The sequence below is a fragment of the Desulfamplus magnetovallimortis genome (genome assembly GCF_900170035.1).
GTDB lineage: Bacteria > Desulfobacterota > Desulfobacteria > Desulfobacterales > Desulfobacteraceae > Desulfamplus > Desulfamplus magnetovallimortis.
Map to the genome: position 1 here is coordinate 180,549 of NZ_LT828541.1, position 25,443 is coordinate 205,991.

Below are 25,443 nucleotides of genomic sequence, written 5' to 3' on the forward strand. Positions count from 1 at the left end.
AGGGTTACCGCCAATTTTGGTGAAATGGTATATGCTTCTGCTACAAAACCATTGGTTGGATTAGGTCGAAAAGATGTTATGGAAAATTGGGGGGCAACAATGTCAATTTATCCTTCCCTGACAGATGCTGGAAAACGGTGTGCCGAAATGATCAAACAATTATTTGAAGGCAAGTCAATCAAGGAAATTATACCGGAATGGCCATCTACCGGAATGGCTTTTGATCTAAATAAAGCAAAACAATTTGGCATAACGATCCCTGAGGATTTACTTAAAATTGCAGGAGAGAATATAATTCAATAGTTACTTATTTTTAAATTTTATTCTTTATTCTTTATTCTTAAAAGAATCTGAAAGTGCTTTTTGGACATTGAGTGGACAAATTTTTTACCCAATCCCTAACCCCCCTCTACATTTCTGCTGAGTGTCCTTTCAAGGTTTGATTGTCAGATAGAAAATGCCTTGAACCATTTAAAAGCCTGAAAAGTAACCCGACAGTTTAAACTTGAAGAAGCACTGAGGGGGAATTCGATTTAAAAAATGCGGTTTCGTGTCTTATGCTGATTGAATAAAGTTCAACTATTATTAAGAATACTATCATTAAATCTTGATTGAAGGTTTCTAATATAATATGTTTATAATATTAGTAGATACTATTGTCAGATGGTAAATATAAATCTCTATTATTTATAAACGTAAAGAACTTAAGGAGAGATCTTATGAGCAGTTACAAGAAAATTTTTATCGCAATCTTGATTTTGGCATTATGTAAATGCGATGCTTTTTCTACAGAAAAATTGCTTGTTGTAACGGAAGAGTGGGCACCCTATGTGTATGTAGAAAACCAAGAGGTAAAGGGCTTTGATTATGAAGTGATGGTGGCTGTATTTTCCAGTATGGGATATGCTGTGGACTTTAAACTTTATCCATGGAAGCGATGTATCCACATGATTGAAAAACAGCAGGCAGATGCAATCCTTGATATCAGCCGGAATGCTGAAAGAGATAAAATCATTTTTTTTCCTGATGAAAATTTATCAGACAGTGCTTCTGTTTTCTTTTATGCTAAAGGCAAATCATATTCCTTTGAAAAACTTGAGGATTTAAAGGGATTGAAGATAGGAACTATGCTTGGGTATAACTACAATCAAGAGTTTACCGATGCGGATTATTTTACCAAAGAGGATGTTACCACCATGGAGCAGAATTTCAAGAAACTGATACATGGTCGGGTTGATCTTGTCATATCAAATAGAAATGTTGGACTGTTTGAAGCTAAAAAGATGGGTGTATTGGATCAGATTGCTTACCTGGCTAAAGAGGTCAGCGGTGGTGCAAATTATTTGGGATTTTCAAAAAATGAAAAAAATGAAAAATTAGCAAAATCTTTTTCAGACCAGCTACAGAAATTTAAAAAGACAGATGTGTATAAAGAAATATTACAAAAATATGGTCAATGATTGACAATATCCAAATTATAAACCTGATCAGAATTTCTTTGGCAGAGTTCCTGTTATGATATGAAGTCCATGGCTATAATACCTTCGCCAATTTTATTTTGAGGCAAACAGCAGTTAATAATAAGTCTGTTGTATATTTGGCGAAGGTATGTTTTAATCGTGAGATATGTTCCCCAATAGTTTCTCATGGGTATTTCAACATTTTTAAAGCCCTTTTTTAACTTTTTAACTAATTGTTTTTATGACATCCTTCATATGCCCCCAAAAGTACTTTACCGTGAAAATGACTATCATTTTTATATTTGGGGGTGATTGATACGCAATCAATCATGCCCGTTTACACTTTTTTGTGAGAGATTCCTGCCATTCAGTGTTTTGTCTCCGGAAAATGTAAACTTGAAAATGAAGCTATATTAAATTGACAAGTGGATCATGTATGATGAAAAAAATAGCCGTGTTATGTGTAGTGGTGTCGGCATATTTGCAAATAGTTATTCATGCACAAGAATGTCACGTCCTACGGGTTGGAGGAACAAGTGAATGGTTACCTGTAGCCTATATCAATCAAGAGACTCAAAAACCTGAAGGCATTTCCTATGATTTAGCCAAAATAGTTGGGGAGGGGCTGAATATTCCAGTCATAATAGATGCCACGCTTCCCTGGAAACGGATGATGCTATATGTAGAAATGGGGCGACTCGATATGATTGCTGCCATTTATTGGACGCAAGAACGAGATACTTTGTATCAGTACACCGCTCCGTATTTTGTGAATGAAGCACGGGTATTTGTCGTGAAAGGCAAGGAATTTCCCTTTGAAAAATTGGAGGATTTAATCGGACGTACCGGAGGGATTCCATTAGGAGGAAGTTTCGGAGAAGTATTTGATATATTTGCCAAAGCAAACCAGTTAAAGTTGGAAGAAGTAACGACTAAAGAACAAAGGGTAAAAAAAATCTTAGCCGGCCGAAATGACTATTTCATTCAGGATTATTTGGACTGCATACTGTATCTCAAGCAAGTAGGCTTGCGAGATCAGATTGTCCCCCTTCCTCATCCTGTCTCAACAACGGAGGTGTATTTTGCCGTTTCCCGAAAATCCCCGTGTGCCGCACTTGTTCCGCAGATGAATGCAATCATTGAAAAAGCGAAACAAGACGGGACGCTCCAAACGATTATTGACAAGTATATCAAATAACCTGTTTTAAAAATTGTCGTATGAGGGGTTTAGACAAGCATCTTAAAGCATCTTAGGAGGCTCCAAAGTAAATAAAATATCCATTTTTCCATGAAGCGTACACTATAAACACCGCTTCAGCTTGCAGAGGTATTTGCACAGGTGAGAACCAATATACAGTTGAAAAAAGCCATTAAAGTGATCTAATTGTTTCAAGGAAGCATTCCCGCACCTGCTCTTATTGTAGAAACATAATCAAAAACTAAAGCCCCTCCCTTTTGAGAGATCCCTTAATCATCGAAACAGATTTCATCCACGATCATGGTTCTTCGAAACTCTGTCAGTAATTTCCAAAGTCCTTTATTCTTTTTCTGTTTTAAAGTTTCATATGATAGGGATGTCAACGCAAGATGTAACTTATCTTGTACTCTGAATAAAATTTACTTCAGTATCCCTGATCTTCTCCCACTTCTTTCTCTCTGATCTTAAATTAAAAAGATCAATATCTTTAAAAACAAGGTCTTCTTTTCCTGGAGGGATGATCATCCTTGTTCTGTCTTTTTCTGGTGAGTGGATCTGGGAATTTCCGAAAAAAGCGTGATTGCAAAAGAAACAATAGGCATAAATAGAGCGCCGTGCCTCAAAATGGGCGGCTTCAAAGTCGGAGGTGACGGTTGTAAATGCCATGTTCAGGATAATATCCACGGGTACAGAATAGTTTTTCAGCTCAACCCTTAAATCCATATCAAGAAAATCCCTGCAAATGGTAATGGCTATTCTGCCGAATTTAGTATTGCAGATGGATATTTGCTTTGGCAAATCAATATGGATGTTTTCTTTATGTCTGTTTTCTCCAAAACCTATAATGGCCGGAATATGTTTTTTCTGTTCCCATAGAACCCCTTCAGGCCCTATGACGCGGCAGATGTTTGTCTTTGTCTCAGCATCGTGAAAGGAGCCAGGAACGATTATCATGTCATAAAGCTTTGCCATTTCAAGAAGATCGTTCAGCAGGGCTTCATAGTTCAAATCAATGGTCATCTCCGGAAACAGAAGAATATTAATTTTTTCAATATGTGCTTTACTGCACATATCCTTCAGTTTTTGCCTGAATCCCTCCAGCCTTGTTTCAGGAAGGGCAAACAATCCATCTGCCTTTTCTTCAAAAAAATCATCCGGCGTCCCTATCTGGGCAATGCCCACCCTGCTTACAGTTTTTTCAATCTGACCATATTTTTCAAGGTGATCGTGATAGATGATGCTGTACTTTTTCTCCGCTCCAGACACAACTTTTCTGTCCATCTCCTGGCTGTATCTTCTCATCTCACTGATACTGACCAAAGAGCCTGTCTCCTCTGCAAGTGCTGCCGGATTAAGAGTTGTAAATCCATCTGAACCGGCAGGTTTTACAATGGCATCCATTGCTGATACAAGTATTTCACTCTCTTCATTCAACATTTCCAGGCGATCCACTATCTCTTTTTCCCTGTATGAATATCCTGATCTGCCAAAAATCTCAGCCGCAGATTTCAGATAATGGGATGCAACCTCAAGCAGTCTCTTCTTATCGTTCAGGTCAAAGCACTCATCTGCCTGAATAAGATGCCAGAGGCCGTCAAAATATGTAGAAGCTGCCAAAGCCCAGTCTGCACCACTTGCAAAACCGCATTTCTGATAAAAAGAAGCAGCGTTCCTAAGTGTTTTTTTAATCTTTGTGTACATAAGAGCCTTGGCCTCAGTATCCTCAATTTCATCAAACCTGAAACCGTTCTCCAATGCCTTGCAAAATGATGCATTTCCAAGTGCCAGCAACTTCTTCTTCTGTTCTGTAAATGAATCACTTGCCTGTTCAAAAAGAAGAGCTGAATCTTTATAACCATCTGGATCGTTTTCATCTTCAGCAAGCTCCATTTTTTCCAGAGCCTGGCAAAATTTCCATATGGCAAAAGCTCCTTCCCTGCCACTGTCAAGTTCAAAGGAGTCATATATCTCTTCAAAGATCAGGGCACTTTTGCCGTATTCCCTTGCAGCGTCACGCTTTTTGCCTTCCTTTGCAAACATACTTCCCTTTTCAAATCCTGCTCTTGCAAGGGAATATTTTTTCCTCATTCTGGCTGCCCGTTCAAGGCTTCTGATTCTTTTTCTTTCTTTTAAGCTCTCAACTTCATTCTGCACACTGTTTAAAATCCGCTTTGCATTATCAAATGCGTCAGATGCAATCTCAAAATTTTTAACAGCATCTTCATGCATCTCTTCCCTGCTGGCATGGGCTGCATCTTCCATCACTGCCCAGGCAGTGTAATAGGGGGATTCAAAATGATAATTGGGCAAATCCTTAAGAATTGCTCCGGCGGCCTCGTAAAGTTCCTTTGCCTCCTGGTAGGAATCCTTATCATGGCAGGCACGGGCAAGCTCAATGAGATGCCAGGCCATATTATAATCACAAAGCTCTCTGACTTTTTGAATGATTTTTGCATCAGACAGCTCCGGAATTGATGCCTTATAGGCATCATGTGCTTTTAAGTAACGGTCAGCAGAAGCTGAATGATCACCTCTGCTCTCTTCCACAAAAGCGATTCTCTGGTGAGCAGAGGCTGTCATATATGAATAACCTCGCTCCATGGAGTCATCCAGAGCATTCATAAAAGTAAAATGAGCCTTGTTTAACATTCCCTCATCTTTGGAAACTATGCCAAGTTCCAGATATAAATCTCCTGACCGGATTTTCGCAGAAAGATCCCCTGTTCGTGCCAATACCGAATTTTCCAGCAATTTCTCGGCAGCATCCACAGCCATTTCCAAAAGCTCTTTTTTTCTGCTCCTCTCGTCGCATATATCAGCAAGACTTTTGTAAGCAAACCAGACTGAGTTGTAAGCATAGGATATGTTCAATCCTCCCTCCAGGCCGGATGCAGCGGCTTTTGACCTTTCCGCCTCCTTAATCGCTTTGCTGATATATTTTTCCTGATCTGCTGTTTCAGAAGAGAACTCTGCCAGATGAACATAATTTAAACAAAGACCTGCGTAAAGGGCTGCGGCAAGGGGAATTGAGCCAATTTCAGGTCCAGTTCTGATTTCCTGTATGATATCTTCCAAAACATTTATACTCTTACGGGTAATGGCTCTGCGATCTTCAACAGGAAAAAACTCCAGATGCGCAATCTCAGTATAAATGTTACTGGAAAAAATATGATTCATATAAAAAAAGTGATGCAGATGCAGTCTGTCATGTTTAATTGCAAGGTCAACATCATACAGAATTTTTTCCAGTTCCACCTTGGAATTACCCCATAAAAGCGAAGGAGAACGGTGTGAATAAAAAAGGGATATCAAAAAGTTAAATCCCAGTCTCTCAGCATGCAGAAGGCCTTTGTCAGCATACTCAACAACCTTATCGAAATAGTTTTTTCTATCACTAACCTTCTCAAAAACAAGAACCGCGAGAAACCATTTTGACATGGAATTAATTATGTATGATATTGCCAGCATTAAATCATCGTCACTATCCTTCATGATAGAGAGCAGCTCTTCACCAATGTTTTCAGCTCTGCGGATTTCCGAAGCACAAAAACCGGGGGGAAGGTTAAATCCTGCACCTCCAAGCCATGCCAGTGTCCCAAATATAAAAAAAGTAAGTTGCAAATGATTTTTGACACCGCCTGTCTCCTTTAAGAGAGCCCAGCATGTTTCTGTTAATGGCTTGATTTTTTCAAGCGCCATTAAAAGATCCCCATGATTATTGTGAAGACAGACAGGAAAAGAGTTGATGTAATACTGAAGTGCTATGGCACGTGAATAATCCAGCCTGTCATCTTTTTTTGAATAAATCTCAATTGCGCTTTCAAGTTTTTTTGAATTTTTAAGGGTAGAATCAATTATCTTGTTTACATCTTTGCTTAAATGAATCCCCAACAAGCTGAACATCACATCGCATTCAATTGCTCTGCCCTTATCTTTGAGTTTGCGATAAAGTGATCCTGACTTTTCACATGATTTTGCAGAGAGCCTGAACAGATTTTCAGCATCCTCTATTGTTTCAGCACAGTACGATGCAAGATAGCAACATTCAGCAAGCATAAAATGAAGGTCTGCGGCCTGCTTTATATCATTTTTGGGAATATGCCTTATTGCCTCTTCGCAGAATTCACAAGCCTTTGCCCACTGATATTTTGCTTTTTCATCTTCAGCCAGTGCCAGAAAACGCTGAATTTCATTTTCATTTATATTTTGCTGATTACCGGGCATTAAAATAATCCTGTTGTTCCATCCTTATTATTTTGTTTTACCGTGAAAATGGATACATATTTTCATATTCGAGGGTGGCTGAGTCACAGCCATGTCCATTTACCGTGAAAATACCCCTCATCATTTTCATAATCGGGGGTGGCCAAAATTCGGCTATGAGTGTTTACCGTGAAAATGGATACAAATTTTCATATTCGGGGGTGGCTGAGTCACAGCCATGTCCGTTTACCGTGAAAAGAACTATTATTTTTATAGTTGGGGGTGATTGATACGTAATCAATCATGCCCGTTTAGGAACTTAATGAGCTTATAAGCTAATTGTGCTGATTCACATGATAAAATCGCTATTCAATAAGCTGTTCAACGGATATATCCATGGCATCTGCCAATTTTTTTAAAGTTGCAGTTCTGGGATTGGCATCCGGCTTCTCCAACCGTGCCAGTGCGGGTTGCTTGATTCCAGCTTTTGCCGCAAGTTCTTCCTGAGTCATGTTTCGATATTCTCTCCATGCTTTGATAAGGCTATCACCTCGTATATTGGCACCGACTACTTCATGGGGAAACCAGATATCGGATTCATCCTGTTGGACTTGATTTTCTATAAGATGTCTGTATTCGTTCCAGGGAATCACTGCAAAGGCAGGCTCTCCATTTTGTTCGATAATTTGGGGTTTAGTAAGTTCGAGCATCTCTCTTTTTTACCTCCAGGATTTCTATGATGGAATCGGTTTTAAATAACTTTCCCATTTAAAAAATGCCCTATCACTGAAGGCCGGTATGTTTCGATTATCAAATGGGAATGTTATTTCGTACTCATTCCGATCTGGATTTGTTCATCATCGTTAAAAAGAACTCGATATCGACCCACTCGCATTCGATAGTCATATTTGTGATTTGTCAATGGAATGATGTCAAGTCCTTTAAAAACGGGAAATTCCTTCAACATATCAATATGATTATAAAGCCCATTTTGATATTGACGTGGAATCTTTTTAATTTGCTTACGGGCTTTATTATGCCATGTGATTGTTCTCATAGTAATAAAAATAGCATATTATAAATCGAAAATGCAAATTTTGAATTATAATATGTTATCTCAAGAGTCCTAACTTCTCAAATCCACCACCACATATTGTAATTTCTCAAATCCGCCACCACATATTGTAATTTCTCAAATCCGCCACCTCATATTGTATTTTCAATTCTCTTAAAAATTCTATCTGTGGTCTCCATTTAGAGAACTTATGATTGACGAGTATGTTATTTAATAACAGCAAACAAATCGAACTTAGTGTCAAAATGGCCTGAGTACTCCCTACCTAAGTTACTCAAAATCGGCATATTATTGCTTTTTCAGCAGATATTAGATAAGTCAAGGGCGAGTGCATGCCCTGGATGCCCTGGTAGGGAGCCTTTGAGCTGACAAAGCAGACCGTACAAAAATACAATATGAGCAATAATTTTTTATTGCAATAGCCAAAAAAATAGGATAGTTTCTCAGACCATGGTGCTTTAATGCTTAATAGGGAATCTCGTTGGAATCGAGAGTGGTCCCGCCGCTGTGTTCGGGGACGAACGCCGAAATAAACCACTTTGGTACAGTATTATCATGGGAAGGTTCGGCTATTAGGATGATCCGTAAGCCAGAAGACCTGCCATGATGATTTATCGTTATTCTGCGGTGTTTACAGAAACGGTATCTTCAGGAAAACAGCCACTGTTTATGGAAAATTCACACTATCCGTTATAAGGATAGACGGTTTTTTGTAAACAAAATATGATTTTGTATCTGTTTTCATGAAAAAAGGTCAAGCAAACAGGGTGCAGCCTTTCAGATGATATATCTTCTGAAAGGCTTTTTTTGTTTTACAGCATTAATTTATTTAAACTGGGAGACTGATTTTGAAAAAAACATCAACTATTGAAAAAACAGCATTGTTCGTTATGGTATTTTTTTTTACTTTAACAATCTCTATGTCTGCAACAGCCAATGAGACGACACCAAAAAAAGCCATTGTTCTGGCGGTTTTTGGAACCACCTACCCTACTGCAATAAAATCCATACAAAACCTTAAGCATCAAATTGAAGAAGTATATCCCGACATGCCGGTAAAACTTGCGTTTACATCGGAAATCATCAGGGCAAAATGGGGGAAACGTGCAAATGATGAAGGTTTCCGCAAAAAACACCCTGAAATTCCAAATGAATTCTATACTGCCCAAAGTCCGCTTGCAACCATTGCAAATTTACAGGATCAGGGATATCGCCATATTGCAGTTCAATCCACACACATATTTGCAGGAGAAGAGTATCAGAATCTCAAGGCAGAGATTGAAGCCCTTGATTCAATAAAGACTTTAAGGGAGAGAGACAAACCCTTTAAAAAGATAATTCTGGGACGTCCGGCACTTGGTGAGGCAAGTGATGTTTTCCATTACACCGAAGATATAAAACATGCCGCAGAGATTCTGGGAGAGGATCTTGAAATTGCTGCAAAGAAAGACTCTGCACTGGTTTACATGGGACATGGAAACGAAATTTTCTCAACCGGTGCCTATGTGGAGCTTGAATCTGCCTTAAGGGATGCCAATCCGGGTAAAAGTATTTTTATTGGCACCGTGGAAGGATATCCAGGGCCTGAAAAAGTTCTTGCTGCTCTGAAACATGCAGGCGTGAAAAAGATCACATTGCTGCCTCTTATGGTTGTTGCCGGAGATCATGCATCAAACGACATGGCAGGAGATGAAGAGGATTCATGGAAAAGCATATTTGGAGCACATGGTATAGAAGTGTTCCCTGTTCTCAGGGGTCTTGGGGAAGTTGATGTCTGGAACGAAATTTATATTAAACATCTGAAAGAGGCGATTGACAGATATAACTTTTAACAAATGCGCTTTTTATATCAACCCTAAATAAACAGACATGATTGACTGCGTATCAATCACCCCCAAATATAAAAACTCAAAATCGATATCTTATTGCTTTTTCAGAAAGTTATTGCAGTTATCTGAATCAGGATATATTACTTTTTCAGAAAGTTATTGCAGTTATCTGAATCAGGATATATTGCTTTTTCAGAAAGCTATTGCAGTTGTCTGAATCAGGATAACCAGGATGGATAGGATGTTCAGGATATACAATCTTGCCTTATCCTGTTAATCTTGGGTATCCCGATTCAGACAGTATTGACAAAGCTCAAAAGACAATAGGTGTCGTATTTGAGTAAACGGACATGATTGCGTATCAATCCCCCCCAAATATAAAAATAATAGTCATTTTCACGGCAAATTCAAATAGATTTAATACTCGACACTCAGGAGGACAAAACCTATGCTGCCCAATTATTTTGAGAAAAACCTTTTTCAGCATGAGAAAATTCAGACAATGGCTAAAAAATTGTTTTTATTGTTCATTTCCACACTTGTATTGCTACCTGGCATATATTTTTTTAACAGTGAGGCCAAAGCCGCTGCAACTCTTGATCTATTTAATAAAGCCTGGGATGATTTTGATCAGAATTACTCCTATTTTGCCTATAAAAACATTGATTGGGATCACGTTCATGACCAATATCAGCAAAATTTTATGGTGGAGCTGTCACCTGACGATTTTGCCTATCAACTCAATGAAATGTTGCAAACCCTGCATGACTGGCATGTGTGGGTTGGAAGACCAGATGGGGAGTATCTGGGATACAATGCAACCTATAAAATCAACTATCCTGATACTCTTTTTATGCATTATACCCGTGATGGCTCCTATGAAAAAATTGGAGATAACGTTATTTTCCACGCCATTGTGGATGAAAATATTGCCCACATCTTCATTGATACATTAAGCAGCAGCCGATTCAGTTCCGTCAGCGACAATGAAATCAACTCTCTTTTTTCAACATATGCAGACACCGACGGCATGATCATTGATATACGCTCCAACAACGGCGGCAGCGAAGATAATGCTGCAAAATTTGCATCTCATTTTACCGATACTTCCCGACTTTACGGCCATGTCAAATATCGCAATCCTGGTTCAAATCATAATGACTTTGGGGATATTATCTCAAAAACCCTGGAACCAAGCCAAACAAATTATTATAACAAGCCTGTAGCGTGTCTCATCGGACAGCGCTGTATGAGTTCCGCTGAATGGTTTACCCTTATGATGAAAGCGTGCCCCAATGTTACCCTGATTGGGGACAAAACCCGTGGTGCTTCAGGGAACCCAAAGGAGTTCTCTCTTTCAAACGGGGTGAGCTACAGCGTTTCATCATGGGTTGCCTATAGCGACAAAATGGTGGAGATTGAGGACAGAGGAATTGAACCGGAGATCTATATTCCTGCACAAGAGAGCGTTGACAATGAACATGACTATGTTCTGGAAAAGGCCATCGCCTTTATCAAGGTAGAAGAGACATTGCCGCCGGATACTCCTGATGTTGACCCACCAGAGCAGGGAATTTCTCTTGTGGCCAATAGGGAAAACGGCACAGCACCATTTACTGTGGATTTCTCATGCCTTTCCAGTTTGCCTGATGTATCAGATTACATTTGGACATTTGGTGATGATTCCCCAGAGATAACAACCACGAAAAGCAATATCAGCCATACCTACGATAATCCAGGATTCTATATTGCCTTTGTAACTGCTCTGGATGAAGAGGGGTTTATTATTGATATGGCTTCGCTGGAAATCAATGTTACCCAGAAATCAGAACAAAATTGCATTATTTTAAGCGGAGATTTCAGCCTATATTTTCCACATTTGAGATATGGCAACATGACCTTTGCCATCACATTTACCTATGCAGGAGGTCTTAATTTTACTCCTGACTGGAACAGCCTTGCAGTTGCTGACACCAATGCTGAAAAGATAGTTTTAAATCCAGATTTTACTTTACATCTCCCTTGCGTGGATGTGTGGGGAACACCTTATGCCTTGCGTCTTGTTCCGGATTACTCGTTTTCAACGTGGCATATTGAGGTTGATTAACGTGGAGCTAAGGTTCCTGTCAGGTTCCTGTTTCAGAGCGGTTTTTAATTACACCCGCTTTTTTTGATTACACCGTGGAGCTGCAAAGACTCTGTTTTCAGACAGCTCCATTACCCTGTCCGCAACCCTTTTAACCTGATCAAGGTAATGGGAGACCATAAGAATTGTGCAGCTCTCTTTGAGGTTAAGGAGCAGCTCTTCAATAACACCGCTTGCAGTGGCATCAAGGGAAGCGGTGGGTTCATCCAGGAGAAGAACTTCCGGCTCAAGTATCAATGCCCTTGCAATGCATAATCTCTGCTGCTGACCTCCTGACAGAGATCTTGCATCATCCATAAGACGATCCTTGACCTCATCCCATAAAAATGCCTGCTGTAATGCCTTTTCCATCTTCTCCCAAGTCAGGGTTCTCTTTTTATAACCCTGTAGTTTCAAGGGGAAACAGACATTTTTATGGATACTCATGGGCAGGGGATTGGGGGCCTGGAAAACCATTCCAACCTTACGCCGTAAATCAGACAGATCAATTGAGGCATCATAGATATTACAATGGCTGGTACCAAAAAGAATTGATACTTTTCCGTTCACCATTCTGGCATTTGGTCTGTTTTCCCATAAACGGTTTATTACTGTCAGAAAAGTAGATTTGCCCTTGCCTGAAGGGCCTGTGATCGCTGTTATGGTTCTATCTTCAAATTCAGCCGAGACATCATCAATTACAATGTTATCATTATAGGCAAAGGTCAGATTTTCAACTTTGATCTTAACCAATCCACTCTCCTTTGCATTAAGTTACAAAACCTTTTTCTACAGTTCATATCCTTCAAAGAGCCTTATATTATGGGAGCTGTCAAGAGCGATATAACATATAACTGGATAGCCGCTGTTTAATAAAAAATGCAAGCAAAAATAGAAGAGCACAAATCGAAACAAGTGTAATTGCAGCGCTAAATCCTGTCATCAACTCCTCAGAATCGGTATATTGGGATGAAATATAGTAAATATAAAACGGCAAAGCTTCATATCCTGCAAAAACTGATTTTGGTATTCCTGCTGTGGCAACAACTCCAGTGAGCATTATAACGGCAGTATCTTCAGCACATCGTCCGATGGAAAGCACAATACCACTTACTATTCCAGGCAGGGAGCGGGGTATGAGAACATAGATAATATTCTGCAAATGAGTTGCTCCAAGTGCAATACCTGTCATTCTGATATTATCCGGAATACTTTCAATGGCTGTCTGGGTGGTTCGTATAAGGTATGGCAATACCAGAAAAGCAAGGGAAAGGGCAGATATAAAAAGCCATGGAAAGAGCTTTTCCAGAAAATGGTTATGCAGAAATATGGTAACGGAAAATCCAAAAAGACCTATTACAATTGATGGTATGCCAGCAAGAATATCAAACAGAATTGTGAAAAAATTGCGTATTCTCTCATCTGCATACTCTGCCATATATATTCCGGATGCAATTCCAACAGGTAAAGCTATGCCAACGGATAAAAGAACAAGTATCAGTGTTCCCATTATTGTTATCTGGAATACTATATTCGGATAGGTGCCACTTTCAGTTTATCCAGAGCAGATGATAAGATCAGCATCTTATTGCTTTTTCAGAAAGTTATTGCAGTTGTATGAATCAGGATATATTGCTTTTTCAAAAAATTATTGCAGTTGTATGAATCAGGATATATTGCTTTTTCAGAAAGTTATTGCAGTTATCTGAATCAGGATAACCAGGATGGATAGGATGCTCAGGATAGATAATCCTGCCTTATCCTGTTAATCCTGGATATCCTGATTCAGACATCATTGACAATGCTCAAAAGATCTATGTGCCATATCTGACTATTCGCTCATATTTTATTAATGCTAAACCTCTCAATGGTGTTTTTAAGCTCCTTGAAATACTCTTTAAAATTCTCATAATCTTCTTTACGGGCATAACGACCAAATCCGCTGCTTGTAAGTGGCACAATATCCTGCCATGAATGCTCATCAATATCCTGCATTGAATGCCCATCTATCTCCTGCCATGAATCCCCATTTTTCTCTGTGGTCTTAAAAGTAGAACTAAAATGCTCTTTTAATACCCTGTTTAAAGCCCTCGTGGAGTTTATGGAGCCGGAATTTTCTTCAAACCACTTTGCCGGCTGAAATTTCTTAAGGTTGTCAAGCACATGGGCTATGGCTTCTGCAAGTTCTGAATCCCTTGCTACAACACCTGTCATTGGAGTTATTATTTCCATGTTCATACCGGCAGTTGCACTGGATATGATGCATGGAAGGTCTGATCTCAGATATTCATAAACTGCCCTGCAACCATTTTCCTGCAATGCAAGATGAACCCCTGCCTTGCATCTGGCAAGCCATGAGGGAACATCTTTTCTCTTAATGTTTGCAACCACCTTTGTCCTTTTTTCAAGAGCTTTTTGTCTGATTTCCTGCCTGAATGCCTCAATATTTTTATCAGAACCTCTTCCGATAAAAAGCACTGTGATATTTTTCAGCAGTGGATTTTCCATAAGTTCAAGCATCAGAGAATGTCTTTTTCTCTCCCTTTCATCAAAGGTATTATTAAATACAATATCGTATTGTCCGGAAGATCTTTGGTCGTGCAACTTTTCTCCAAAGGAGTTTTCTGCATGACTTTCACCTTTGACAGCAGACAATGGCTCCAGATAATCTCCGTGAGCAAGGGATGTTGTTATTACTCCTTTTTGGCTGCCTATAAATTGCCTGTCCTCCGGAGAGGAGAGGCCAAAAAGCACAGGCTCGTCAAGGGCTGCATACACCCTAAGCCACTCATGGCGAAAATTGATACCGGCAGCAGGTTCAACATATATAAAATATCTTTTGCTGATCTTTTTCAATATTTCAGGCATGGAAAAAAAGTAGTAGGGGATTGAAAAAATCCTTAATACCCCTTTTAAAGTTACACAGGGCAGGTCAACAGGCTCACTATTAGATGGAGGGGAAAAAGGCGGAGCAATAATCTGGCAAAAATGGGTAAGATCAAAATTTTTGGTGTTCTTTTTTTTTATTTTTCTATGGATTCTATCTTTTTCATCTTTGAGAAACATGATGACTTCCGGGTGATCTGCATATTTTTCAGATACCTTTTCAAGCCACTGCCACTGACCTGGAAAGGGCAAAAATGCAAGAAAAAATGATGCCTCTCTTGCCACAAATGGATCTGGATCACTCAAGGCACAAGATTCAAACAGTTCAAGACGACTGGAAAAGAGTTCGTAAATGGAGATAATGCCCCTATCTTGCTCCACTTCTGGACGTCTCCAGAAGAGCAGATCAACAAGAGCTGCCCTGAGATTTTTTCGCAGTGCCATATAAAAATCGTCAGTTTGACAGCGATATTTGAAAAGATTTCCACTATCTGTAAGCTCGATAAAGTTATCAATACAGTCAAATGAATCCATTTTACATTCCCATGCTTCTTGCAATGTCAATGGGGGTACTCTCTCCCATGCTCAGGGACGATAGAAGTTTCTGCATATGCCTGTGCATTCTGGCCATACGCTCCTGTATCAGCTTTTCCACAACCTGGATGCAGCTTTCTGGAAAACGAATCATCACCTTGCGGAAATTCTCCCTGTCAATGGTAAGTAGCTCGCAGTCGCAGCATGCCCTTGCCGAAAGTTTTGCATCCATGTCAGCAAGAAGAGCCATGTAAGCAAAATGGTCTCCGCAATGGAGAAGCTCAAGATCAAAGGCTTGCTCTCCCTGTATTAAAAAAAGAGTCACATCCCCTGACAGAATCATAAAAGCTGTGGAAAGTTTTTCTCCCTGGGAAAAGATCAGCTCATCCTGCGAATATTGACGTCTGTCTGCCATCAGGGCAAAAAGATTTATAATTTCAAAATCAAGCTGTTTAAAGGCGGAAAATTTTCTAAGGATATCAAGATTTTGTTCAAGGATGCTCTGGGATGAAATTCCTTGAAGATCAGGGTCATTGGCCATGCACCAGTTCATAAAACGCTCCTTTTCGGTTTATCAGCTCATCGTAACTCCCCTGCTCCATCACCTTGCCATCTTTTAAAACAAGAATAGTGTCGTAATCGGGCAAAAGGTCAAGCCTGTGAATGACAGATATAACAGTTGTCCTGCCCTTAAGCTGGCTGGTGATATAGGATTGAATTTTCTGTTGTGACTGATTATCAAGGCTTGCGGTTGCTTCATCAAGGATAAGCATGGATGGCTCTTTGACAAGCGCCCTGGCAAGGGCTATCTTCTGTTTCTGGCCACCTGAAAGCCTGCTTCCCTGACTGCCTGTCTGATAATCCAGGGCTGAGTCAATGAGATCTTTATATATGCTTTCATTGTCATGGAGCAACTCCATAACAGTTGTTTTTATTCTTGGCCAGGCAGAAGCATAGGCTGTCATAACGCTTCCGAAAAGAAGATTTTCCATGACAGATCGTGATGGAATGTAAGTTTCAGGACAATAGACAGGCAACATGGTTTCAATTGAGTTATCTGTTATTTGAGTCTTTATGGATTTTTCTCTCTTAACTATTTTAGTTGTCTTGATCTTCTCCTGGTCTTTTTCAGGCTCGCCGTGCTTGTTTTTCAAATCAGAGGAAGTGATATACCTGACCTTGGCTCTATCTTTTTGATCTGATGGTTTATCTCGCTTGTTTCCCGAAACAGATGAAGTGAGAATCTCCATGGCACGGGTACAACTGTGGTAATCAAGATTGATGAACTCCTTCAGGAATGCCTTACGAAATTTTATGATTTTCTTCTGAAAGGGCGCTGATACCACCGCAATCTTGTGTTGGGCAGGAATATAGGTAAGTGCCAGTGCCAGAAGCTCCGTATGTTCATCATCTGTCATGGCATTGAGCCTACATGCAGGATATTTTTCAAGCAGTGCTTCGTATTTCGGCATATCCTCTGTGGGAATGGGGGTGGCTTTGAAAAAATAGGGATCATCTGCAAGGTTTTTTAATACAACAATTGATTGCCTTATAATCTGGTGTCCAAGGGAAAGTATCTCTTCATATAGGTCATGAAGTTTTAGGAAAGACTTGAATTTGATGTTCCCTGCAATCTTTTCAGGGGCAAGATCATCCGGCAGTGCATCACTGAAAACAAGATTGCCGTAGATGGGGGTGTGGGACAAAAATTTCTCCACATCAAAAAGCTCTATCCGATTGTGCAGTAAAGGGTCAAGGCGCTCTCTTAAAGGGATGCGAAGGGAGACGATTTTTCTCTTTAGATCATCAAATAAATCTTCAGGCAGTTGATCTTCAGGATTATCTGGTGAAGTGTCATTCATTGTCCAGGCATGAGTATCACCTGCATTTTCAGGAAGCTGATTTTCAAGGGCTATTTTTATAAGGTCATCAATAAATCCCACATTTTCAACAATCTTTTGCAGGTTCTCAGATCCGTCCAGATTTTTCAGGCCAGCTCCTGTTTTTAACAGACCTGATCTGCATTCCGGCAGACTTCCCATGAGAATATTTTCCCTTATTGTACTGTCAAATATATAGGGATACTGGGCAACATATCCAATGTTGCAGCTTATATCCATCTTGGAAAGCTGTTTTAAGGGGTAGGTGTCCATAAGGATTTCCCCCCTGTGATAGCGGTATAACTGCCCTATGAGCATGGCAAGTGTACTTTTGCCACTGCCTGAAAAACCCACAATGGCAAGATGCTCTCCTGGTTTCACGCTGAACGAGATATTCCGGATAAGATCAATGCCGTTTTTCACTGAATAACTCAACTGACGGGACTCTATCCTGCCGCTCAGAAAGACAATATCTCCTGTTGAGGGCATTGTCTCAAACTCAGGCTGAATCTTGAATGTATCCATGACCCTTCGGTAACGCACTGATGCATCCTGCCATGACTGGTAAAAACCAATAAGCTCCTTCCATGGGTCATACACCTTTTCATATGCAGATAGAAATGCAATGAGTGCCCCCAGTGAAAAATTGCCGTGGACAGCAAGGTATCCTCCTATGACAAACAGCAGCAGAGGGCCTGTGTTCTGGAACATGTTGTTGATCATTTTAATGGTAAACTTGATTAGAAAGAGCTGATTTATGGTTTGTCGAAGGGAAGCTGCAATGGTTTCAAATTTTTTTTCAACACGTTCAAATACTGCATTGCTCTGAATTTCGTGGATTCCGGAGATTGATTCATTTATTTTGTCGTTAAGCTCCCTAAGGGTGCTTATTCTCTGCTGATTATTGCGGTTATATTTCTTTTGTAGATAAGGTATCAGTATTATTTCTATTGGATATATGGATAGGCTGATGGTTGCAAGCAGAGGATCAAGATAGATCATGTAACTGCCAAATGCCAGAAGGGTCAAAATAATGGTGACAGGTACTGTTAAGGCACCTCCGATAAAATGCCCCACCTCGGAGAGTTCGCCGGATAAAGCATTGATCACGGTGCCCGGGGGGTGGGTTCGGAAAAAATTGAGGGGAAGTTTAAGTATATGGGCATGAAGCTGGCATCGTATTTCATAAAGAATGGCCTGGCCAAGCCGTGCCTCCATCATGTTTACGGTGAATTTAAGAAGACCGAACAGAATAAATGCAATAAAAAAAAGAATGGAATATGTGATAAGAAGCCCTATATCACCTGTTTTAATGGCAATATTTACAATTCGTTTTTGCAGCTCCAGAGGAAGCACCTGCAGAGCAATACTCAAAAGTATTACGCTGAATATAATAAGCTGACGCAGGCGATTTTTTTTTAGTACCCAGTAGTAGAGAGGTTTGTCTGTCAATAGATGTCACCGCAAGAAAAATTTTGGCTTGATTATATTCTAAAAATTGACATCTTGTTGCTTTTTTCAATTTACTGAATTTGTCTGAATCAGGATAACCAGGATAAACAAGATGTTCAGGATGGATAATCCTGCCTTATCCTGTTAATCTTGGGCATCTTGATTCAGACTTTATTGACAAGGCTCAAAAGATCATAGGTGTCGATTTTGAGAATATAATCAAGCCCGAAAATTGATTTAAAAATAAATCCTTAAAGATCTAAAACATAAGCTCAAGGGCAGCAGCAACTTTCCAGAAATCTTCCACAGTACCGCCAATGGCTTCATTGTAATCTTCATCTTCATCAAATGAGATATAGCCCAGCTCTGTGGCAAATACAAGGTTTTTCATGACCTGAAAATCTGAGTTAAAGTTGATTTCAACAAGGCTTTCATCTTCATTTAGAAGAATGTCATCAGGGGCCTGGAAAAGATTTTCATCAGCCGTACCCTGGGCATACATAACCTGGAACTCATGGGTGAGCCTTTCGCCTGTCTTTATATCCTTAAGCTTAAAGCCCGCTGCCCACATGGATGCTGCACATGTTGTATCATAAGAGTCAAACATATTGTCATTAAAGCGGCTGCCACCAAAATATGAGCTTGTATATGTGGGGCCGCCTATAAGTATTGGCATCATGTCAAGATCTTCATCATTGGCATCAGGGCCGTTGCTGTAAAGGGCAAAGAGTTCAGGTGTAAAGATCCCCATTTTATAATCAATTACAACGTCGGCAAAAAAACCTGCTATTGTGGTATCAACAGTTGCTGTTTCCCACTCCATTGAACCATAGGTTAAACTTGTTTTCAGGGAGAGAGCATCATTAAAGTTGATACCAAGGCTTGCACCTGCATAATATGCTGTTACATCATCAATGGGCATGGGATCTGTTATGGCGCTATGGCTTCCGGAAAGAAACCCGGGATAATTAAAATATGCATATCTCCAGTGGCTTGGAGCGTTGCGGATAACATCTTCCTCTATAAGGGCAAAGGCTGCCCAGGGTGTAAAGGTTATGTTGTTAATGGTAAATGGAAGTTTGGCAAACATGAAATCAGCCTGGTCATCGGTGTTGGTCTCGGAGTCATCCATAAGATCTGCCATTCGGAACCATCCGGCCTGGATTGCGGCACTCTCAGAAAACGGAGCTTTAAAAGTGACACCGGCAGGCACTTCATAAAAAATATTGCTGCCATATCCTATCTCTGCCATTCCAAAACTCTGGGAACCTACCTTGAAGTTGATGCCGCCATCAGTTGTGTAGTCAATATAGAGATTGTCAAGCTCAACAATGAGATCGCCATCCTCTTCGCCACCTACAAGAGCATCGGTGGAGCCAAAATATCCACCTGTGGAGCCTTCTCCTATCTGAAAACTTGCAACACCCTTCAGATTCTTGTTGAGTATCCACTGTATTTTAACGCCAAGCTCACGGGTTGCGTCAAAATCAGCATCATCTCCTTTGTCGTAATCATCAACAAAATCAAGATATTGCGTTGCTCCAAAAGAGGCTTTGATGGCTCCGTTTATCTCCATTCTCCCCATTTCGCCGGCATCAAAGCTCATGGCATTAAGTGAAACAGGAAGCATGGCAATGAGTGCAATCATTATGGTCAAAATGGCTGTAAAGTTAAGTTTATGTGCGATTTTTTCAGAGGATTTACTCCACGATTTCATCTGTTTCAATGATTTAAAGAGAGCTTTTTTTCTTGCACTAAAATTACATATACTTTTATTTTTTCCATTAAATTCCATTATCTCTTTTTTCATCTTTTTTCTCCTTTTTGTTACATCATATCTTGCAGACATCTGAAACCCCCTCAAAGCCGGCTTTTTTTGGGAAAGTGACGATTTCGTCATCCGATAACAGATGCCACGAATGCAATAGTGAAGATCAAATAGTGTGCCGTGGATGAAAAAAGAGAAAAGATTACTTTTAACTATTTAGAATAACATAAAATTTTGCATTACTCCCATATTCAGTTTAAATTGGTTTTTATCGTTACTGTAACGCTAATAGGCGTGATTAAAACGAAACTCAAAATCGACATCCTGTTGACTTTTTGGGCATTTCCTGCATTTGTCAGAATCAGGATAACCAGGATTTACAGGATGCTCAGGATTTTTATCCTGTACATCATTATTACTCAAAATCGACATTTTATTGCTTTTTCCGAAGTTATTGCAGTTGTCTGAACCAGGATAACCAGGATGGATAGGATGCTCAGGATAGATAATCCTGCCTTATCTTGTTAATCTTGGGAATCCTGATTCAGACAGTATTGACAAGGCTCATAAGATCATAGATGTCGTTTTTGAGCATTAAAGTTGATGCCCCTGTAAAAAGTCGAAATCCGCAAAATTGCTATTAATGATTTCAGGATGTTATAACTGAAAAAAATGCTGAAGTCGGACTTTTTACGAGGTCATCAAAGATCAAGTGAAAAATATCGAATCTCAAAGGTTGGCATTCCATCAGGCTCTGCTGTTACAAGGGAGTAAAAGGTATATTTGCCCTTTGGCAGCAATTCCAGAGGGATTGACAGAAACTTTTCCTCCTGCAGCCATTGACACGCCTCTTTTACCTCACGCCAGGCAACAGGTGTTCCTGCCATGGGAGCAAGCAGGTTATTGCTGTCAAAAAGAAACAGATAAGAGGAAAGTCCAGGAACATCAGTTGTAATGCCAAGGTAAATATTGACATTTTGATCATATGGAGGGAACAGGGCTGAAAATACGAGATTGGAATCCACAACACCTGCTGCAAATGGCTGCAAATCAGGGTCAGGATATGTCATTGGAGAGGCTATTAACTCAACAATCGGCTTGTCTGGAGCCTTTATACATGACGATTCTTCAGGAACAATGGAAATTAATATTTTCTTTGTCTCTCCGGAACCAAGCAGAACCTTAGCCTTAAGGTTTGTCTGGTAGTTTGCAAGGGATGTTGTCACAAGCCCCTCCCCTGCCACAACAACAGTTGAAAAGTATCCGTTTTCAGAAGAGAATGTCTCTCCTCCAAGATTCCACTGAACCCTTGCACCTGAAACACTTTTACCAGTAATTGAATCCTTTACCGTGCCTGTCAAAACGGCAGTATCTGCTCCCCTGGTCTCAATTTCAACATCAAGGGATGATGCGCAATGGCTTGTGGTCTCATATGTCCATTCCCCTGATTCAGCGTTTTCTATTGTGATGTTTTCAGAATCACACACAATATAAGGCTCAATGTTATAAAGGGTTTTGTCAGGTCGATAGATCATTACTTCAACATAGCAATCGCCGCACTTTTCAGCTCCCGGGGTGACAGGAGTGTCTGCTCTCAATAATCCAGAGCTTAATGACGATGATAACCTTGTTGATGTGATGGAAGATCTGGTTCCGAACATACCTTGCCCAACATTAACGGAGATCTCGAGGGTCTGGTTCTCAAATCTATTTTGTACCTTTTCGGAAAAAGATTCCTTATTTTCTATGGTTGCCCTTCGTTTCTGTATCACACTGAAATTGGTTGTCTCAACAGCCTGAAGCCCTGAAGAGTCAAGTGCCACAACATCAACAATATAATTTTGAGGCGACAGACCGGACAGAAGTGTTGTCTTGTACTGGTAGGTTGAAATAAAGGGCGTATCACTTGCCAACGGCTCCACAAGAGTCATCTCAACACCATCTTCCCCCAATATACTGTCAAGAAGAGCGTGTTTCAGTACAACACTTTCAATATCATCTGCGCCATCAGGGTCATAGACACTCACAAGAAAGGTTACTTCCTGCCCTGCTCCGGCTTCTATGATTGAAGGCTCTACGCTGAAAGGCATCCTTATCTCTGGTGCATTACCAGATGAAGGAAGCTCAGTTTCTGAATCTGTTTTTTCAGCAAGGATGCAGCGAACATGGTATTCACCACTCTTTGTGAATGATTTGATAGTTCCATTGTAAAAATCAATGTACCATGCACTGTCAGTCTCATCAGCGTCACTGCTGCCGGACCAGTACCATAAAGACTGAGTGTTTTCAAAAATATCCACAGAAATTGATGGATTGTACTTTGTATAATCAACAATTGAAGCCAGCTCCTCAATTTCAGGAATTCTCCAACCACTCTCCCCATCAAGTACCAGATTTTCACAATATTGACAGGCATCTTCCCAGGTGCGTTTAACGCCATCATCCTCTCTTTGCCATTTAGCTCCTGTTCTTATATCCTCTGCAACCTCTTCGCTATTGATAACCAGATTATCCAGAGGATCAAGTGACCAAAATGGCCCTGAGCGGACACAACGGATATAGGAGCGAGATGTCTTGGTGCCAGTGCTGACACTGCCATCGTAAAAGTAAACCTGCCACGCATTGACCGTGCCATTAGCATAATCACTGCCCGACCAGAAAAGCGTCCAGTCCGATTCAACGCTGAAGATCAAATCCATGGCAGGCAAATAGCTATTATAATCAATAATACTTCTCAACTCATCCACCCTTGGAGCGCGCCAGTCGTTATATCCTGCAAGTTCCAGCTCCTCACATGCTTGACAGGCATCTTCCCAGTTTCGTCTGATACCATCATCAGTCTGCTGCCACATAAGACCGGTGCCTTCATCTGTAATTGTGCCATCTGCATTGTCAACATAGGGTCCGACAGCATGGGCAACTGTGGATATCAATATGCATAAAAGTGATAATGAAACGCATAAGGTGGTTTTTATTCCATTCATTTCTTCTCCTTTAATACTCATAATCAAAACCTGTGATTTTTTTAGCCTTGTTAATACTATCTGAATCAGGATACCCAAGATTAACAGAGATAAAGCAGGATTATTTATCCTGAAAATCTTTTACATTGTGATTATCCTGATTCAGACAATCATAACAACTACTAAAGATACATAAATTGGCAAGATTTATATTCCATTTCATGGAAAAAATCTACTATTTTATGACAATTTTTGTGATTATCTAAACTTCGCCGGGATTTGGTGATTTTTTTTGGGATGTTTCATTTGTCTATTCACGCTTTTTTGAAATATGATTTTCATGGCAATTAGCTGATTCATGATTTATAATATAAAATTAAAATGGAGACAAAAAATGAGCACTAAATTGCGCAAGGTCGATAACTCCAAGGCAGTTTTGATCCCATAAGCATTGTATTGTGGATTAAACAGACAACAAACTGCAAATCCTGCAAAAATCCGAGGCATAAGGGGAACGCATGAATTTTCCATATGGATACAGTGATTTTAAGGAGATCATCCTTAACAGATATTTCTACTGTGACAGAACAGACAGAATCAGACAGCTTGAGTGTGATAAATATCAGCTTTTTCTCCGCCCCAGACGTTTCGGGAAATCCCTTCTGCTCTCCATGCTGGAAAACTACTATGATGTGGCAAAAAAGGATCTCTTTGAGCAACTTTTCAGCCACCTTGAAATAGGAAAAAAACCAACACCTCTTCGCAACTCCTACTTTATCCTGAAATGGGATTTCTCATGCATTGATGCTTCAGGCTCTGTTGATCAGATCCGGCAGTCCCTTTATGATCATATCAATAACTGCATCAAAAGGTTTATAATATGCTACCAAAACTATAATATACCTCCAATTAATATTGATCCTGGCAATGCCCTCAGTTCCATCCAATCCCTATCCAATGCTGTGGAATTTATGGATAGATCTGTTTATCTTCTAATAGATGAATATGACAATTTTGCAAATGAAGTGATGATGTCCGGTGACCACCATATTGAAAGATACGAATCCCTTGTGAGAAAAGAGGGAATACTGAAAACCATTTTCAAAAACATCAAATCCCTGGCATCAAGCGATGTATTTGACAGAATATTTATCACCGGAGTCTCTCCTGTGGTCATGAGCGACATCACAAGCGGCTTCAATATCGGGGAGAATATCTATTTTGAATTAGATTACAACGATCTGTGCGGATTTACGGAAAATGAGATTCACGCTGTTTTGTCAAAAATGAACATCAACAATGCTGAAAACAGATACATAAGAAGCAGCACTCATTTTCAAAATGCCCTTGAAATAATGAAACTCTACTACAACGGTTACCACTTCTCACAGGATGCAACCGAGCCTGCTTACAATCCAACCCTTGTGCTCTATTTCCTGAAACGATTACAGAAAACAGGGCAATTTCCAGAAAACATGTTTGATGAAAACCTTGCAATGGATGAGGGCAAACTTCTCTATATCTCTGAAATAAAAGGTGGAAACCAGCTCATTATTGATCTGATGCAGCATAACCATCACAGGCAAAAGATTGAAATCCAGCAGATAAGCCAGAAGTTCGGCATAAGAAGAATGCTCTCCGATGCAACCCATGACAGATCTTTTCTGATCTCTTTTTTATATTACTTTGGCATCCTGACCCTTGATGGCCGCTCTGAAAACGGTGATCAGGTTTTGAAGCTTCCAAATCTTCTTACCAAAAGACTCTATGTTGACAGAATCAACGAGATGCTTCTGCCTGAACCTGTGGAACGTGATAAAGGCAAGGATGCTGCAAAAAAGGTATATCAGCAAGGAAAGATGGAAGAGCTTTGCAAATTTGTTGAAGATCATTACTTCAAGGTGTTTCGCAACCGCGATTACCGTTGGGCAAACGAACTTACTGTAAAAACAGCATTTCTGACACTTCTTTACAACGATATTCTTTTTATTATGGATTCGGAAAAGGAGATTGAAAGAGGATTTGCCGATCTTAGCATGATCATCAGGCCGGACATGCGAAAATTTCGCC

Annotated in this window: 16 protein-coding genes and 1 riboswitch; of the genes, 6 read left to right on the plus strand and 10 right to left on the minus strand. The window is 40.0% G+C overall.

The annotated features are described in order from the left end of the window. From MTBBW1_RS05045 to MTBBW1_RS05055, 3 genes are all read left to right on the plus strand, one after another. Nucleotides 1-303: ABC transporter substrate binding protein (locus MTBBW1_RS05045; protein ID WP_222423989.1), on the plus strand; the 303-nt coding region annotated here is incomplete at its 5' end. Between the two features lie 353 nt (nt 304-656). Continuing rightward, nucleotides 657-1,460 carry a substrate-binding periplasmic protein gene (locus MTBBW1_RS05050; RefSeq protein WP_139786668.1) on the plus strand — a complete coding sequence of 268 codons (804 nt, stop codon included), beginning with the start codon at nt 657-659 and terminating at the stop codon, nt 1,458-1,460. 436 nt (nt 1,461-1,896) lie between these two features. After that, a complete protein-coding gene (locus tag MTBBW1_RS05055) occupies nt 1,897-2,658 on the plus strand; it encodes a substrate-binding periplasmic protein (protein WP_080800137.1) in 762 nt (253 codons plus the stop codon). A 396-nt stretch (nt 2,659-3,054) separates the two neighbouring features. Here MTBBW1_RS05055 and MTBBW1_RS05060 read toward each other — a convergent pair whose 3' ends face one another. Both MTBBW1_RS05060 and MTBBW1_RS05065 read right to left on the minus strand, forming a co-directional pair. Continuing rightward, nucleotides 3,055-6,882 (minus strand): carbon-nitrogen hydrolase family protein, encoded by a 3,828-nt coding sequence (locus MTBBW1_RS05060; protein WP_080800139.1) that lies wholly within the window; start codon nt 6,880-6,882, stop codon nt 3,055-3,057. Between the two features lie 344 nt (nt 6,883-7,226). Beyond that, nucleotides 7,227-7,571 (minus strand): helix-turn-helix domain-containing protein, encoded by a 345-nt coding sequence (locus tag MTBBW1_RS05065; RefSeq protein ID WP_080800142.1) that lies wholly within the window; start codon nt 7,569-7,571, stop codon nt 7,227-7,229. Between the two features lie 799 nt (nt 7,572-8,370). Further along, nucleotides 8,371-8,556, plus strand: a riboswitch (cobalamin riboswitch). A 228-nt stretch (nt 8,557-8,784) separates the two neighbouring features. On the opposite strand from MTBBW1_RS05065, the gene MTBBW1_RS05075 reads away from it, so the two are divergent. After that, a complete protein-coding gene (locus MTBBW1_RS05075) occupies nt 8,785-9,768 on the plus strand; it encodes a sirohydrochlorin cobaltochelatase (protein WP_245809267.1) in 984 nt (327 codons plus the stop codon). Nucleotides 9,769-10,213: 445 nt separating this feature from the next. Beyond that, the gene (locus MTBBW1_RS05080) at nt 10,214-11,872 is read left to right on the plus strand and encodes a S41 family peptidase (RefSeq protein WP_080800148.1); all 1,659 of its coding nucleotides are present in this window, start codon (nt 10,214-10,216) and stop codon (nt 11,870-11,872) included. A gap of 48 nt (nt 11,873-11,920) precedes the next feature. Here MTBBW1_RS05080 and MTBBW1_RS05085 read toward each other — a convergent pair whose 3' ends face one another. The 8 genes from MTBBW1_RS05085 to MTBBW1_RS05115 all read right to left on the minus strand — a co-directional run bounded on the left by MTBBW1_RS05085 (nt 11,921) and on the right by MTBBW1_RS05115 (nt 23,394). Next, on the minus strand, nt 11,921-12,643 hold the full coding sequence (locus MTBBW1_RS05085) for a phosphate ABC transporter ATP-binding protein (protein ID WP_080800150.1): 723 nt from the start codon (nt 12,641-12,643) through the stop codon (nt 11,921-11,923). A 79-nt stretch (nt 12,644-12,722) separates the two neighbouring features. Continuing rightward, nucleotides 12,723-13,400, minus strand: a complete 678-nt coding sequence (locus MTBBW1_RS05090; RefSeq protein WP_080800153.1) for a PstA family ABC transporter permease — start codon at nt 13,398-13,400, stop codon at nt 12,723-12,725. A gap of 329 nt (nt 13,401-13,729) precedes the next feature. Further along, on the minus strand, nt 13,730-15,310 hold the full coding sequence (locus MTBBW1_RS05095; RefSeq protein ID WP_080800156.1) for a glycosyltransferase: 1,581 nt from the start codon (nt 15,308-15,310) through the stop codon (nt 13,730-13,732). 1 nt (nt 15,311) lies between these two features. Continuing rightward, on the minus strand, nt 15,312-15,863 hold the full coding sequence (locus tag MTBBW1_RS05100; RefSeq protein ID WP_080800157.1) for a Crp/Fnr family transcriptional regulator: 552 nt from the start codon (nt 15,861-15,863) through the stop codon (nt 15,312-15,314). Continuing rightward, nucleotides 15,841-18,642, minus strand: a complete 2,802-nt coding sequence (locus tag MTBBW1_RS05105; RefSeq protein ID WP_080800160.1) for an ABC transporter ATP-binding protein/permease — start codon at nt 18,640-18,642, stop codon at nt 15,841-15,843. The genes MTBBW1_RS05100 and MTBBW1_RS05105 overlap by 23 nt, the downstream gene beginning before the upstream one ends. A gap of 259 nt (nt 18,643-18,901) precedes the next feature. After that, entirely contained in the window at nt 18,902-20,452 is a 1,551-nt protein-coding gene (locus MTBBW1_RS05110; RefSeq protein WP_139786669.1) for an outer membrane homotrimeric porin, read from the minus strand. A 243-nt stretch (nt 20,453-20,695) separates the two neighbouring features. Continuing rightward, nucleotides 20,696-20,842: a hypothetical protein gene (locus tag MTBBW1_RS28145; RefSeq protein WP_186441089.1), complete on the minus strand. Its 147-nt coding sequence runs from the start codon at nt 20,840-20,842 to the stop codon at nt 20,696-20,698. 269 nt (nt 20,843-21,111) lie between these two features. Beyond that, a complete protein-coding gene (locus MTBBW1_RS05115; RefSeq protein ID WP_186441090.1) occupies nt 21,112-23,394 on the minus strand; it encodes an Lcl domain-containing protein in 2,283 nt (760 codons plus the stop codon). A gap of 497 nt (nt 23,395-23,891) precedes the next feature. On the opposite strand from MTBBW1_RS05115, the gene MTBBW1_RS05120 reads away from it, so the two are divergent. After that, a partial coding sequence (locus MTBBW1_RS05120) for an AAA family ATPase (protein ID WP_080800168.1) occupies nt 23,892-25,443 on the plus strand: 1,552 nt, incomplete at its 3' end.

What these genes read in the sequence shown, in the direction of transcription:
- MTBBW1_RS05055 (WP_080800137.1), top strand. Translation starts at nt 1,897, where the DNA reads ATGATGAAAAAAATAGCCGTGTTATGTGTAGTGGTGTCGGCATATTTG.
- MTBBW1_RS05060 (WP_080800139.1), bottom strand. Translation starts at nt 6,882, where the DNA reads ATGCCCGGTAATCAGCAAAATATAAATGAAAATGAAATTCAGCGTTTT.
- MTBBW1_RS05065 (WP_080800142.1), bottom strand. Translation starts at nt 7,571, where the DNA reads ATGCTCGAACTTACTAAACCCCAAATTATCGAACAAAATGGAGAGCCT.
- MTBBW1_RS05080 (WP_080800148.1), top strand. Translation starts at nt 10,214, where the DNA reads ATGCTGCCCAATTATTTTGAGAAAAACCTTTTTCAGCATGAGAAAATT.
- MTBBW1_RS05090 (WP_080800153.1), bottom strand. Translation starts at nt 13,400, where the DNA reads ATGGGAACACTGATACTTGTTCTTTTATCCGTTGGCATAGCTTTACCT.
- MTBBW1_RS05095 (WP_080800156.1), bottom strand. Translation starts at nt 15,310, where the DNA reads ATGGATTCATTTGACTGTATTGATAACTTTATCGAGCTTACAGATAGT.
- MTBBW1_RS05100 (WP_080800157.1), bottom strand. Translation starts at nt 15,863, where the DNA reads ATGAACTGGTGCATGGCCAATGACCCTGATCTTCAAGGAATTTCATCC.
- MTBBW1_RS05110 (WP_139786669.1), bottom strand. Translation starts at nt 20,452, where the DNA reads ATGAAAAAAGAGATAATGGAATTTAATGGAAAAAATAAAAGTATATGT.
- MTBBW1_RS28145 (WP_186441089.1), bottom strand. Translation starts at nt 20,842, where the DNA reads ATGTCGATTTTGAGTAATAATGATGTACAGGATAAAAATCCTGAGCAT.
- MTBBW1_RS05115 (WP_186441090.1), bottom strand. Translation starts at nt 23,394, where the DNA reads ATGAATGGAATAAAAACCACCTTATGCGTTTCATTATCACTTTTATGC.